10 protein-coding genes are annotated in these 13130 nt (G+C 67.6%); 7 read left to right on the forward strand and 3 right to left on the reverse strand.

What is annotated here, in order from left to right; translation table 11 throughout:
• Positions 1-749: 749 nt before the first annotated feature.
• Together AB0D12_RS40345 and AB0D12_RS40350 are read right to left on the reverse strand one after the other, a co-directional pair.
• Positions 750-2366 carry a phospholipid carrier-dependent glycosyltransferase gene (locus AB0D12_RS40345; protein WP_362694858.1) on the reverse strand — a complete coding sequence of 539 codons (1617 nt, stop codon included), beginning with the start codon at positions 2364-2366 and terminating at the stop codon, positions 750-752.
• 661 nt (positions 2367-3027) lie between these two features.
• Positions 3028-3534 (reverse strand): SigE family RNA polymerase sigma factor, encoded by a 507-nt coding sequence (locus tag AB0D12_RS40350; RefSeq protein WP_362694834.1) that lies wholly within the window; start codon positions 3532-3534, stop codon positions 3028-3030.
• An 817-nt stretch (positions 3535-4351) separates the two neighbouring features.
• Between AB0D12_RS40350 and AB0D12_RS40355 the strand changes: the two genes are divergently transcribed.
• The 7 genes from AB0D12_RS40355 (at position 4352) to AB0D12_RS40385 (ending at position 11367) form a co-directional block, all read left to right on the forward strand.
• Positions 4352-5509 carry an acyl-CoA dehydrogenase family protein gene (locus AB0D12_RS40355; RefSeq protein WP_362694837.1) on the forward strand — a complete coding sequence of 386 codons (1158 nt, stop codon included), beginning with the start codon at positions 4352-4354 and terminating at the stop codon, positions 5507-5509.
• Between the two features lie 89 nt (positions 5510-5598).
• Positions 5599-6891, forward strand: a complete 1293-nt coding sequence (locus tag AB0D12_RS40360; protein WP_362694840.1) for a CoA transferase — start codon at positions 5599-5601, stop codon at positions 6889-6891.
• A gap of 59 nt (positions 6892-6950) precedes the next feature.
• Complete coding sequence (locus AB0D12_RS40365; RefSeq protein WP_362694843.1) at positions 6951-7766, forward strand: hypothetical protein; 816 nt, start codon at positions 6951-6953, stop codon at positions 7764-7766.
• Entirely contained in the window at positions 7763-8560 is a 798-nt protein-coding gene (locus tag AB0D12_RS40370) for an SDR family oxidoreductase (protein ID WP_362694846.1), read from the forward strand. The genes AB0D12_RS40365 and AB0D12_RS40370 overlap by 4 nt, the downstream gene beginning before the upstream one ends.
• A gap of 213 nt (positions 8561-8773) precedes the next feature.
• A complete protein-coding gene (locus tag AB0D12_RS40375) occupies positions 8774-9862 on the forward strand; it encodes an NAD(P)/FAD-dependent oxidoreductase (protein WP_362694849.1) in 1089 nt (362 codons plus the stop codon).
• Positions 9859-10191 (forward strand): 4Fe-4S binding protein, encoded by a 333-nt coding sequence (locus tag AB0D12_RS40380; RefSeq protein ID WP_362694852.1) that lies wholly within the window; start codon positions 9859-9861, stop codon positions 10189-10191. The genes AB0D12_RS40375 and AB0D12_RS40380 overlap by 4 nt, the downstream gene beginning before the upstream one ends.
• A 51-nt stretch (positions 10192-10242) precedes the next feature.
• On the forward strand, positions 10243-11367 hold the full coding sequence (locus AB0D12_RS40385) for an aromatic ring-hydroxylating dioxygenase subunit alpha (RefSeq protein WP_362694855.1): 1125 nt from the start codon (positions 10243-10245) through the stop codon (positions 11365-11367).
• 44 nt (positions 11368-11411) lie between these two features.
• Here the strand turns inward: AB0D12_RS40385 and AB0D12_RS40390 are convergent, their stop codons facing one another.
• On the reverse strand, positions 11412-12953 hold the full coding sequence (locus AB0D12_RS40390) for an ISL3 family transposase (RefSeq protein ID WP_362694861.1): 1542 nt from the start codon (positions 12951-12953) through the stop codon (positions 11412-11414).
• Between the last annotated feature and the right edge of the window lie 177 nt (positions 12954-13130).

The following is a 13130-nucleotide window of genomic DNA, read 5'->3' on the forward strand; positions in this document are numbered from 1 at the left end:
GCCGCCAGCGCCAACCACACATCATCCGCGGCTACTTCGGCGGCCCACACGTCCGCTACACCCTCGAATAGAACCCTTTGAGTTTCGGATCAATAACGGTGGCTGCAGAGCTCGAAGGGTGCATCTCATCGGATGGATGAGTCAGGGCACGGAGGGAGGGATGCGCGTCATGGTCCGGAGGTGCCGTTCTGGGGCCCTCCTGGGGCGTGTTGAGGCTGCCTCCCTGCCTCCCTGATCAAGGTGTTTCCGCTGATCATGGGCGGTTTGAGGGGTGAGGGAGCCGATCGAGGAGAACTCCCCCGCCTCGCTCGCACCTGCATCGTCGGTTCTCGCGGCTAGCCTTCCCCGCTGGATTGATCTTTTTCGCAGAATAGGGATGAAGGAGATGGCCAGCCGAACGCGATCACTGGCACCCCTCGCAATCAGGCACTGATCAGCCCAGACGCGGCCTGAGGAGTGGGCAGTATGGGGGCCAAACCGGGGGCCAAACGAGGCAGCCTCACCCAGACCGTTCTGGACGGTAGTGGACAACGACAGAGCCGCAACAGGCAGGTCATTGCCCCCAAGGCAAGGTCGCGAGGGGCTGGTCGCGTTCGGGACGAAGGAGTCGCACTCCTACCGTCGTGAGTGACGGCCGGGCACCTGGGCCGTCTGTGGGCCGTCCAAGGGCGGCCCTGGACGGCCACCAACGACCAACAACGACCACGGCGGCCCGACGCCAACAGGTGTCGGGCCCGCCGTCGTTGCTGCTAGACCCAGGTGTCCAGCCACATCCTGTTCCGCCAGTCTTCCAGCGGGATCGTCGTCCCCGTGTACAGCGGATAGAAGTAAATGAAGTTCCAGATGATCAGGAGCACCAGCACACCCGCGCCGATCGCCCCGATCGCTCTGCGCCGTTCGTCCGAGCCCGGTGGCCCCAGGATCGCGCCGATCATCATCGCCACCGCCAGGCACAGGAACGGCACGAACACCACCGCGTAAAACAGGAAGATCGTTCGCTCCTGGTACTGGAACCACGGGAGATAGCCCGCTGCTACCCCGCACAGCACCGCACCTGCCCGCCAGTCGCGGCGCAGTGCCCAGCGGTAGAGCAGATACAGCAGCGCGAAGCACGCTGTCCACCACAGCAGTGGGGTGCCCAGCGCCAGCACCTGGTGGGTGCATCCGCCCGGTGCCGTACAGCCGCTGTGGCCGAACGTGGGTGACTCGGAGAAGTACAGCACTGGGCGGCCCTGCACCAGCCAGCTCCACGGGTTCGACTGGTAGGGATGGGGCTGCGTGAGGTGAACGTTGAAGTCATAGACCGCGTGTTGGTAGTGCCACAGGCTGCGGATCGGCGCCGGGATCCACGACCACGTACCGCCCCGGCCGTCGGCCCAGTGCCTGAAGTAGCCGTTGTCGGTGGCGAACCAGCCCGACCACGAGGCCACATAGGTCGCGAACGCCACCGGTATCAGGGAGAGGAAGGCGGGGCCAGCATCACGCCGCAGCATCGCACGGTACGGGTGCCGGGCCCCGGCCACTCGCCGCGCACCGGCGTCCCACAGCACCGTCATGATCCCGAACCCGGCCACATAGAACATACCGTTCCATTTGGTCGCGCAGGCCAGGCCCAGCAGCACCCCGGTCGCGATCCGCCACGGGCGCCATGCGCGTGTCGTGGCTGTGCCCGCGTCCGCGTCCGGGCGACCGTCCCTGGGAAGTGTGGCGGCCAGCTTGGCGCGGGCCCTGTCCCGGTCGATCAGCAACGCGCCGAACGCCGCCAGGACGAAGAACATGACGATCACGTCCAGCAGCGAGGTGCGGCTCATCACGAACTGCAGCCCGTCCACCGCCATCAGCACGCCCGCCAGGCACCCCAGAGCCGTGGAGCGGAACAGCCGTCGCCCGATGCGGCACAGCATCAGCACCGACGCCGTGCCCAGCAGCGCGACCATGACTCGCCAGCCGACCGGATTGAGGCCGAAGGCCCACTCTCCGACGGCGATGACCCACTTGCCCATCGGCGGATGGGCCACGAACGACGGGTCGGTGCCCAGGGGGATCCGCTGCGGATTCCCAAGGATCAACTTGTCAGTGGCGGCCCGGGCCGCCGGCCAGGCGCCCTCATAGCCGTGCTGCAGCAGCGCCCAGGCGTCCTTGGCGTAGTACGTCTCGTCGAACACGACCGCCCGCGGGCTGCCCAGATGCCAGAAGCGCAAAAGCCCGGCGAGGAGCGCCACCAGCAGCGGCCCGCCCCACCCTGACCAGCGCGTAAGCCGGTCCGCTACGGCGGGGGGCAGTCCGAGCGTGCGCCACAGCCCCGGCTGGCGGCTGGGAAACGGCACTACCAGGCGGAGGCGCGTGGTCGTGCGCGGCCGCTCGATGTATCCGAAGCGGCGCAGCCGCCGCTGCCAGGGACTCGTCGGCGGTGCGCCGCGCTGCGTGGCAGGGTGCTGGTCGCGGTCACACGGGTCACGTCGTGAGTTTTCAGCTCGTGGAGAGCGGGACAAGCGGGATCAACTGCCTGATGGTCGGTGGTAGTCGGGCCGGCTCAGGCGACCCCGTTTCCGTCGGGACCGCTTGACCTGGCCGGGGCGCTACCTGGTGGTGGAGGTGGGGGGCTGCGTCGGGATCGGTCCGGTGGTTGAGGTGGTGGTTGGCATCGGCACCGGCCTGCCGGGCGATGTATTGGTTGGCACCGGCAGTGGCTTGGCGGTCGACGTGCGGGGCGGCATCGGCACAGGCAGTGGCTTGTCCGGGGAAACGGGGCGGGCCGTCGGCAGCAGCGAGACCGACGCGGCGGGGGTGACGGGGCCGTGCTCGGGGGAAGGAGGACCGCCCTGGGCGGTTGGGCTCCGCAGGAGGATTAGTCCGGCTCCCAGTGCGGCGATGGATCCGGTGGCCATCCAGGCCGTCCGAGTCCGCCGTCGGGCGCGAACGCCGGCCTGTAGTCGGTGTCGGTGCCGGTCCTCGTAGCGCGTGTTCTCCTGGCTGTCACGCATCATCCGCGCCAGGTCCCGTTCAAAGTGGTCCATGATGTCTCCTTCACACCACCGGGTCGACGGCTTCAGTCAGGAGCTGCCGCAGCCGTGCCACGCCCCGTGTTGTGAGCGACCGGGCGGTACCCACCGGACACCGCAGCACCTCCGCGACCTGTCCCTCGGGCAGGTCCATGTAGTAGCGCAGCACCACCGCGGCCCGCTGCCGCGCCGGCAGGAGCGCCAGCGCGGCCTCCAATCCGGTCCGTTCGTCCACGGCGGCGGTCGCATCTGCCGGCCCGGGCTGGTCGGGCAGCGGATCCACGGGGTGCTCGCCCCACCATCGACGCCGTGCCGAGCGAGCCGCCGCACGGGCCAGGACTCTGCGCGCATACGCTTCCGGCGCCTGCTCGGACACCCTCGGCCAGGCAAACCACAGCTTGATAAGCGCCTCCTGCATCAGATCCTCGGCCCGGTGCCGGTCTCCGCCGGTGAGCAGCCGCGCCATGTGAAACAGCGCTGCCCACCGAGCCGCCACGAACCGGTCGAACTCATCGGTCCGCGACCGCCTCATCAGCGCCACCCTTTTACCTCGACACGTGCCTCTGCTTCCAATAAAGGCACTGGCTCCCGCCTCGCTATGCACTCCCGCTGTGTGGGCTGGAACACACCCCTTCTCTCCCGCCGCCCACGCCGCCTTGCCTGAACTATTCCCTGTCGTCACCGCAGCCCGACTGGCATCGGCTCAAACCCCGCCTCAACCCCCAGGAACCTTCTGCGTGGCGGGCGGCGAGGGCGAGGGCCTGGCGGGTGGCGCGGTCACGGGTGCACTTGCTCTGTGCAGTCAGCCCAGACCGGTACCGGCAGCAGGAACCGGTGGCAGAAGTGAGGCACAGCTGGCGGGGCGTCGCCGTTTCGGCGCGCACGTCCGGAGCAACGCCCGCCGAAACCTCAGCTCTTCGTGTCGATCTCTATGTCTGGTGACGTCGCCGCGACCGCAGCAGGAGTCGTCGGCGGTGGGTCCTCAGTGTGACGGGCAGCCATCCCGCATCCCTAGACTGCCGGCGCTGCGGCCGCTGCCGGGGAGATCGGTGCGCGTCGCCGACAATGCGCCAACGAAGACAGTTGCTGACTAGTCAGTCAGCAGAGGCTCCTTAAGGCATTGAGTTCTCGGTGTAACCGGATGTCTGCCCTCGAAAAGGGCTCCCAGCTACCTGGGCGGCCACCAGTACAGCAATCACCTGCTTCCTGACGTGCGTGATGACTGATTGGTGCCCGTAGGAAAAAAACTTACCGACCCCCCTTGCTGACTGATCGGTCAGTCATCATGCTGTGGTGAGGTAAACAGCTGCGGACAGCCGCAGTGCGGCCGGCGCGGCAGGAGAGACGTGATGACAGCACTAAAATCCCCGTCTGGGCGACGCACTGCCTCGCTCGAGCCAGGCGCGCAACAGGCGGACCGGTTCGCGATGGAGCTGGCGGAGCGACTGCGGGCGACGGGGGAGAACGCCTATCAGGGGTCGCCCTCCGACGCCGACTCCCGCGAGGCGTACACGGCATACGGCGCCGGAGGCTACATCGGTCTGCACTGGCCCAAGAACCTTGGCGGTCAGGGCCTCAGCCCTCTTGAGACGGTCGCGGTCGAAGAGGTCTTCGGCTACCACTGGCTGCCGATGTCGAGCTACCTGCTGTCGGTCAAGACCATCGGCAACGCGCTGCTGCAGTTCGGCAGCCCCGAGCTGGTCGAACGGCTTCTGCCGCGCATCGCAGCAGGTGAACTGGTCTTTTGCCAAGGATTCTCCGAACCCGAGGCGGGTTCGGATCTTGCCTCCCTGCGTACACGAGCGAGGCTCGAGGGGGACCGTTGGATCGTCAACGGTCGCAAGATCTGGACCTCCAGTGCCGAGCACGCCGACTGGGCCTACCTCGCCGTGCGCACCAACCCCGACGAACCGCGACACCGAGGGCTGTCCGTTCTGGTCGCCGACATGCGCACCCCTGGCATCGACGTCACCGTGCACCGAACCCTGGGCGGGGGCACCATTGGTGAACTGGCCCTGACAGACGTGGAGATCCCCTGCGACCAGGTCGTGGGCGAGGTCGACGCAGGATGGTCCGTCCTCATGGGAACACTCGACCACGAGCGTGTGACCAGCGAAAAGGTCGGTGTCGTCTGTTCGCTGTTGGACTTGCTCGTCGAGCATGCCGTGACCAGCGCCCAGCGCCGACTGCTCTCCCGCCTGCGCGGTGAGGCGGCCGTGGCACGGCTCCACGGCCGGCACGCCACCGAACTCCTTGCCCGCCGCACCCCAGCCGCTGCCGCCTCCTCCATGGCGAAGCTGTCCGTGGCTGTGCTCATGCAGCGACTCGCGGGCATCGCGGTGGACCTCCTCGGCCCGCACGCACTCGTCGAGAACGGGCCCGATGCCCTGCTCGGCGGCAGGCTTGCCGCCTTTCACCGAGCCGCGGTGGCCACCACGATCGCCGGCGGCGCCTCCGACATCCAACGGCGCAACATCGCCCGTCAGGGTCTCGGCTTCGGCCGCTGACCTCGTATCGGGATTCCGCGAACCTCGCCACTCAAGGCGGTTGCGGCGGGTCCCACCGACACGTGCCCCCGCGCGGAAGGCATAAGACCATGACGTCCCACCTATCCCTTGCTTCGGCACCGCTCGCCGGCGTCCGCGTCCTCGACTACGCGCAGTACGTGGCTGGCCCCTTCGCGACCATGCTGCTCGCCGATCTGGGAGCCGATGTCGTCAAGGTCGAACCGCCTCGAGGCGATGCCTGGCGTCACTATCAGCCGCTCACCGCGGACGGAGGCACCTGGTTCTACGCCCTCAACCGCAACAAGCGGTCCGTGGTGGCAGACCTCAAAACCGCCGAAGGCCGCGCCCTGAGCAGCCGGCTCATCGCGTCGGCCGACGTGGTCGTGCACAACATGCCGCCCAAGCGTGCGCTTGCCTTCGGTCTCGACCGGCGGTCGGTAGGCGAGATCAACCCTCGAGCCGTTTGGACATGCGTCTCCGCTTTCGGCAGCGACGGCCCGATGGCCGACGCACTAGGCTACGACCTCATCGCTCAAGCGGCATCCGGACTCCTGCTCGCGGACGCCCGCCCCGGCGATCCCGTTCCCCGCAGATCCGGGGGAATCGCCATAGCGGACATCACCGCCGGACTTCTGACCGCTATCGCGGCCCTGGCAGGCCTTGCCGACTCGGCCCGGCACCCCGCCAGCGGCACCCACGCAACGGCCAGGGGCCTGGAGGTCTCCCTGCTGGGCGCCTCCCTGGCCGTACAGGTCCAGCGACTCGTCGAGGTCGAACACAGTGCCAACAAGAGCCCCGCCCCTCCCGACACGGCCGCTGGCGGCCACGGGGTCAGCTCGCAGGAGCTGGCCGACCTGGCCGCCCGGCAGGAACGGTCGGACGAAATGGAACCCTATTACCGCTGTTACCGCGCCGCCGATGGCTTCCTCGCGCTGGCCTGCCTGAACATGCGCCAGCGAGTTCAGGTACAGCAGGTACTCGACGTCCCCGATCCGTGGGCCGACAACCCGCAAGCCATGCCCGCCGACGACACTGAACGACGGCAGCGCGCCGCCCTGAAGGAACGCTTCGCCGCAGTCATCGCCACGCGCCCAGTGCACTGGTGGCTGCGCGAGTTCGGGGCCCGCGACGTGCCCTGCGGCACCGTCCATGCCGTCGAAGAACTGCACCGCGTCGAGCAGGCGCACGCCAACGGTCTCATACAGCGGGTGGAGCAGCCGGACGTCGGCACCGTAAGCCTCCTCGGAACTCTCTTCAAAGTGGATGGCCGCGCCGCACCCAACGCCAGGCCCGCCCCCCGCCTGGGGGAACACACTGACGAACTGCGAGCCGAACTTGCCACACCGGCAGATGCCCAGGACCAGGACCACGGACCCTCCTGACCAGGCGCAGGCCCCGAACCCAGCAGCGGCTCTGCCGCCCCTCGAAGGAGAAGCAGCCCATGGCAAGCGACGTAGAAGCCTTCGCCGACTCGGTCAATGCGGTCACCCAGGCCATGCCGGTACCTGCCGCGTGGACGCCAGACCGGCCGTGCGACGACCGCGCGGAACATCTGCACGACGCACTGGAAGACATCGGCTGGCTCGACCTGGCTGAAGAGCCCGAGGCACTGGAGTTCATCGCTTCGGGAGCCGTCGAGCTGGGACGGGCCCTGGCACCGCTGAGCACGGTGGACGCCCTCCTGGGAGGCAGCCCCGCCGCAGGCTCCCTCGTCCGCTACGCGCAAGAGGGCGAGGCCGCCGTTGTCGCGGGCAGTTACGGCCCTGTCCTCAAACGCATCAGCCAAGCGCACCCCGTCGCATACGCCGACGCCCTCGCCGTCCACCGGTTCGCCACAGACCCCGCCGGCATCGAAGAGCCGGTCGGCCCCCAGCGCACCACAGCCTGGATCACCGCGAACGTGGGGTACCTCGCTGGGCTCTGCGACGGCGCCACACGCATCGCGATCGAGCACGCGGACCAGCGCATCGCCTTCGGCAAGCCGCTTACCGCCATCGAAGCCGTGGCGCACAAGCTTGCCGATGCCCGCACCATCAGCGATGGTCTGCTGCTCGCCGCTGCCCACGACCCGTCACCGGACGTCCTCGCCTATGCCGGGCCAGCGGCCTGCGCCGTGACCGCCCACTGCCATCAGGTCGTGGGAGCCATCGGCTTCACCCTCGAATTCCCGCTGCAGCGCTACTCACGCCGCGCGAAGGCACTGCACCTGTGGAACGACTCCGCCCTTACGACTCTCACCTGCCAGGAGGCCGCATGAGCACCATCGTCGTGACCGGCGGTGCCACCGGCATCGGATACGCCATCGCCGCCCGCCTGGCCTCCGACGGGCACCATGTGGTGCTGGCCTCCCGCAGTCAGGAGAAGCTCGACCGATCAGCAGCGAAGATCACCACTGCGGGAGGAAGTTGCAGCACCCACGCCCTGGACGTGCGTGATCCCGAAGCTGTCTCCGCCCTGTTCGATGACCTCCCGGAAGTAGACGGCCTGGTCAACAACGCGGCCGGAAACTTCACATGCCCAACGGTGGACCTCTCTTTCAACGGGTTCCGGGCCGTCGTCGAGATCTCCCTCTATGGAACATTCCTTGCATCCCAGGCCTTGGCCAGGCGGTTGATCCGGGAAGGTCGACCGGGCACCATGTTGAACATCGTCGCCACATACGCCTGGACCGGAGCTCCGCAGGTGGCGCACTCGGCGGCAGCCAAGGCAGGGATGGCAGCCTTCACCAAATCGGTCGCCCGCGAGTGGGGCCCGCATGGCATCCGCGTCAACGCTCTCGCGCCGGGATTCGTCGCCACCGAAGCCGCTGTCCAAGGCATCCTGGCCGACCAGGAGGCACAGGACCACATGCTGGACCTGATCCCGCTCGGACGCTTCGCGCAGCCGGATGACATCGCCGATGTGGCTGCCTTCCTGATGGACGACCAGTCGCGCTACATCACAGGAGCCGTCTTCGCCGCCGACGGCGGTCGGTCCCTTGGCGTATCCATGCACCGAGGAGCTGCCCGAACCCAAGCGTCCGGATCCACCGAACACGGACGTACATCGTGAGCGATCCGCAGACGGAAGAACCACCGCACATCGATAGAAGACTGTCGGCGCGCCCGGCCTGTCGGCCCGGCCTGGCCGCAAGCGCTCAGCGGACCCACCGGCCGCCGGCCACGGGGCAGCGATGCACCCAGTACCCGAAGCGGCCCCAGTGACGTCTCAGCCCTCAGTCGGTGAGCGCGCGCCTCGCAGGTTTGAACGTGAAAGGAGTGACGGATGGCCCCCACCGACCACGGTCTGGTGACTTTGCCCGGCACCGAACGAGGCGGGCCGTACGTCGACGTGCTGATCATCGGTGCGGGCCCAACAGGACTGTTCGCCGGATACTGCGCCGGGTTCCGCGGGCTGAGCGCCGCGATCGTCGACGCCCAGCTCGAAGCAGGTGGACAGATATCCGCCCTCTACCCGGAAAAGGCCATCCATGACATCGCCGGCTTCCCACGCGTACGGGGCCGCGACCTTGTTGCGGGCCTGCTCGACCAGGCACTCAGCCACGGCGCGGAGCTCATGCTGGGACACCAGGCCGAAACCCTGTCCTCAGACGGGGAGCACAGCCTCACCGTCACCACTGACCAAGGCGCGCGCATCACCGCCGGCGCCGTAGTCATCACAGGAGGCATCGGAAGCTTCACTCCGCGGCCGTTGCCCGCCGCCGACTCCTTCAGAGGCACAGGCGTCGCCTCCTTCATCCCCGAACCCAAGCGGTACGCAGGCCTGGACGTCGTCATCGCCGGCGGCGGCGACAGCGCCTTCGACTGGGCCTGCGCGCTCAGCGCCCTCGCAGCGTCGGTGACCCTGGTGCACCGCCGATCGGTCTTCCGCGCCCACCGGGCCTCCGTCGAGCAAGCCCGCCGCCTGGGGGTGCGCATCGTGACCGAAGCCGAGATCACCCGCCTGTCCGGGCCGCACGGCGAGAGTCATGGCCCGTTGTCCACCGTGTCGGTACGCACCTGCACCGGTGCCGAAGAGACCCTGCCCTGCCAAGGGCTCGTCGCGGCACTGGGCTTCACATCCGCCATCGGCCCGCTCGCCGGCTGGGGACTGAAGCTGCACCAGCGCAAAATCGTGGTGGACAGCACGATGCGCACCACCATGCCGCGGGTCTTCGCCGCCGGAGACATCACCCAATACCCCGGAAAAGTGCGGCTCATGGCCGTGGGCTTCGGAGAAGCAGCCACCGCAGTCAACAACGCTGCCGTACTGCTCGATCCGACACTCGACCTCTTCCCCGGGCATTCAACCGACGCGCCGGACCACCACGCCGCCGGCACCTCGGCCGCCGCCCAGATCGGAGGAATCTCATGAGCTACGCCATCGGCGAGCCCTGCATCGACGTCATGGACAAGTACTGCGTCGAGGAGTGCCCGGTAGACGCCATCTACGAAGGCATTCGCAAGATGTACATCCAGCCCGACGAATGCATCGACTGCGGAGCGTGCGCCGAAGTCTGCCCCACGGCAGCCGTCAGCCTCGTCAGCCCCGCTCTCGCACACGACTCCATCGCGGCGCAGGACGCTCGTTTCTTCGCCGAGCCGCTCCCGGGCCGGACACAGTCGCTCGGCACACCAGGCGGAGCCACCGTCATGGGGCCAACCGGAGCGGACACCCCAGTTGTCACTGCCTTCACACGCTAGGCACAACCACTGGTGCCCTCGGGGCACCCCGAGTTCGAACGAGGGCCCGACATGAGCACTGCCACACCCGCCGGCGCGGACTTCGAGAACCTGGCACAAGGCCTCAAGCAAGGCCGAGGACTTCCCCTGTCCTGGTACACCGGCCAAGGCATCCTGGACTTGGAGCAGCAACGCCTCTTCCGCGCATCCTGGCAGTACATCGGCAGTGCCGATCAGGTCAGGGAGCCGGGGCAGTTCGTGACAGCGGAAGTGGCCGGAATACCCGTCGTCATAGTCCGGGACAACGAGGGCACCCTGAACGCCTTCCACAACATCTGCCGTCACCGAGCAGCCCAGGTCATACAGGAGCCAGCAGGCAAGCGGCGCACGCTGCAATGTCACTACCACGCCTGGACCTACGGCTTGGACGGCAGCTTGAAGGCAGCGCCGCGCTCAGACCGGGAATCGTGCTTCGCCAAAGAACAGCTGGGCCTGCTGCCGGCGCAGGCGGCTACCTGGGGGCCGTTCCTCTTCGCGCATCTTGACCCTGCCGCAGCGCCCCTCATGGAAGCGCTTGGAGGCGTTCCTCGACTGGTCGCCGAGGCCGGCGTCGACGTCGAGCGGCTCAGGCACCACCAGCGCGTGGATTACGAGCTCGGCTGCAACTGGAAGGTGGCCATCGAGAACTACCTGGAGTGTTACCACTGCACGCTCGCTCACCCGGGACTGAGTGATGTCATGGACACCCGCCAAGACGCCTACCGCCTCACGGTCGACCATGGCTTCGCGTGGCAGAACGGCCCGCTCAAGCCCAAAGCCACACCACCCGCCGGCACGGGCTACCACGGGCAGGACGGCGAAGTGCCCGAAGGCCGGTACTTCACCGTCTGGCCCAGCCTGAAAATCAACATCAACCCAGGACTGGCCAATGTCTCCATCGGCCCCATGCTGCCCCTTGGACCGGATCGCTGCCTTGGGCAGCTCGACTACTTCTTCGGCGAAGACGTCAGCGAGGAGTGGATAGATGAGATGTATGCCTTCGACAACCAAGTAGGCGCCGAAGACCGAGGCCTGGTCGAGTCGGTGCAACGCGGCATCGTTGCAGGCGCACTTGACCACGGGCGCATCATGCTCGCCGCTGAACGACTGGTCGCAGGCTTCCACGAATACGTACTGGCCCGACTGGAGGGACTGTAAAACGAACGGCCCTGTCTCGCATTCGGTGGTGACGGAGGGTGTCGCTATCCCAGGAGAATGCGGTGGCGCAGAAGGGCGAAGCCTGCTCGGCCGTGCATCTGGCGTGCGATCAACTTGGTCTTGGTGTTGACGCCCTCGGTCGAGCCGTTGCTGTACGGGAGTGTGAACGCGGCGATCACGGCGTCGCGGTCTCGTTCCAGGCCCCGGGTGAAGGCGTGCAGATGGGGCAGGTCGGCTGCGCGGACTTCGGCCATCCAGCGCGCGAGTACGTCGGGATTTCCTGGGCGGGGCGTCAGGAGCTGCGCGAAGTCCCTGATACAGGCAGCCAGTTGGGTCATCGCGGGGCAGGCGGCGGTGAGCTGGGTCAGGAGTTCGTGGTGTTCGGCTTTGAGGTTGTCGGGTCTGGTGAGCAGCATCCGGGTGAGTCTGCGCGCGGAGATGTGGCTGCGGTCGGCGTCCGCGCGGCCTTGGTTGATGTACTTGTGCAGGAGGGTGAGGCAGCCCGTGAAACCGAGCGCTTTGATCTCTTCGAAGAGGTGCTTGACGGGGACAGCGGGGTCTTCGGCGCGGCGTTTGCGCAGGTGTTCGCGGTAGGGATCGACGAGGCTGGCGCGGTATTTGGGGACGCGGAGCATGCGCTCGGGTTGATCGGCTCGGGCGTAGCGTTTGACGGTGTTCAAGGCCAGTTGCAGTCGGCGGGCGCATTCGAGAAGACCCACGCCCTGGTCGAGCAGGTCATGGACCTGGTGCCAGCGTTCCAGGGTGGTCTGTGCGCGCGGCCCACCGTAGAGGGGCGCGTCCAGGACGGTGGCCCAGCAGTTGCTGTGGGCCTTGACCTCGCTCAGGGCGGCTTTGCACAGGTTGTGCCACAGATGCCAGCGATCGCTGACCTGTACCGCGTCGGGCAGGGCGCGGCGGATGGCCTCGGCGTAGGTCGCTGAGCCGTCACGGCACACGACCTCGACGCCCGGATGGGCACGCAACCACGCCTCCAGGGTGTCGGCCGTGCGGTCGGGCAGCACGTCGATCCGCTCATGGGTCTCGGCGTCGATCACCACGGTGGCGTAGCGGTGACGCCGGCGGAGAGCGAAGTCGTCGACGCCGATCACGCGGGGCACCCGCCCGGCGGGCAACGGGATGCGCAGCAGCGCGCGCAAGGCCGTGTGACGCGACAGGCCCATCGCGAGTATCGCCAGCAAACGTGCCCCCGCCCGGCCCGCTAACTCCTTGACCACGGCCTTGACTTGCCTGGTCAGACGGGCCGTGCGGCGTTGGTATCGCTCCAGGACTCCGGGCATCTGCTCGCGGAAGGTGTGCCGGCAACCGAGCGTGGGACACACCAGACGCCGCACCCGTATACGGACCACCACCCGCCGACCGTCGACCGGCACATCGGTCACCGTCCGCCAGTGGTAGCCGTGCACGCGTCCCGACGACGCCCCGCACACCGGACAGGCCGCGGTGTCCTGCGGAGTCCGTGCCCGCACCACGATCCGTTCGTCCTCGTCGACCACATCCTCGATGACCAGCGGAGACAGCCCTGAAAACACTGTCTGCACAAGCTCGTTGACACCCATCACGCGGATATCAACGACCCCTCGCGACTCTGCGTCACCACCGAATGCGAGACAGGGCCAAACGAACGGTGTAACTCCTGATCATGGAAGTTGCGCCGATGACCAGTAACAACATGCCTGAACCGGAGACCGTCGAGGTGGCTGAGCCGCAGTCGGTGAAGGCCGTGGATGACCAGCTGATCGAGG

Source organism: Streptomyces sp. NPDC048479, assembly GCF_040651435.1.
In the GTDB taxonomy this organism is placed as follows: domain Bacteria; phylum Actinomycetota; class Actinomycetes; order Streptomycetales; family Streptomycetaceae; genus Streptomyces.

Excerpts from the sequence above, each read along its gene's own strand:
- AB0D12_RS40350 (WP_362694834.1), bottom strand. The coding sequence starts at position 3,534 with ATGAGGCGGTCGCGGACCGATGAGTTCGACCGGTTCGTGGCGGCTCGG.
- AB0D12_RS40355 (WP_362694837.1), top strand. The coding sequence starts at position 4,352 with ATGACAGCACTAAAATCCCCGTCTGGGCGACGCACTGCCTCGCTCGAG.
- AB0D12_RS40360 (WP_362694840.1), top strand. The coding sequence starts at position 5,599 with ATGACGTCCCACCTATCCCTTGCTTCGGCACCGCTCGCCGGCGTCCGC.
- AB0D12_RS40365 (WP_362694843.1), top strand. The coding sequence starts at position 6,951 with ATGGCAAGCGACGTAGAAGCCTTCGCCGACTCGGTCAATGCGGTCACC.
- AB0D12_RS40370 (WP_362694846.1), top strand. The coding sequence starts at position 7,763 with ATGAGCACCATCGTCGTGACCGGCGGTGCCACCGGCATCGGATACGCC.
- AB0D12_RS40375 (WP_362694849.1), top strand. The coding sequence starts at position 8,774 with ATGGCCCCCACCGACCACGGTCTGGTGACTTTGCCCGGCACCGAACGA.
- AB0D12_RS40380 (WP_362694852.1), top strand. The coding sequence starts at position 9,859 with ATGAGCTACGCCATCGGCGAGCCCTGCATCGACGTCATGGACAAGTAC.
- AB0D12_RS40385 (WP_362694855.1), top strand. The coding sequence starts at position 10,243 with ATGAGCACTGCCACACCCGCCGGCGCGGACTTCGAGAACCTGGCACAA.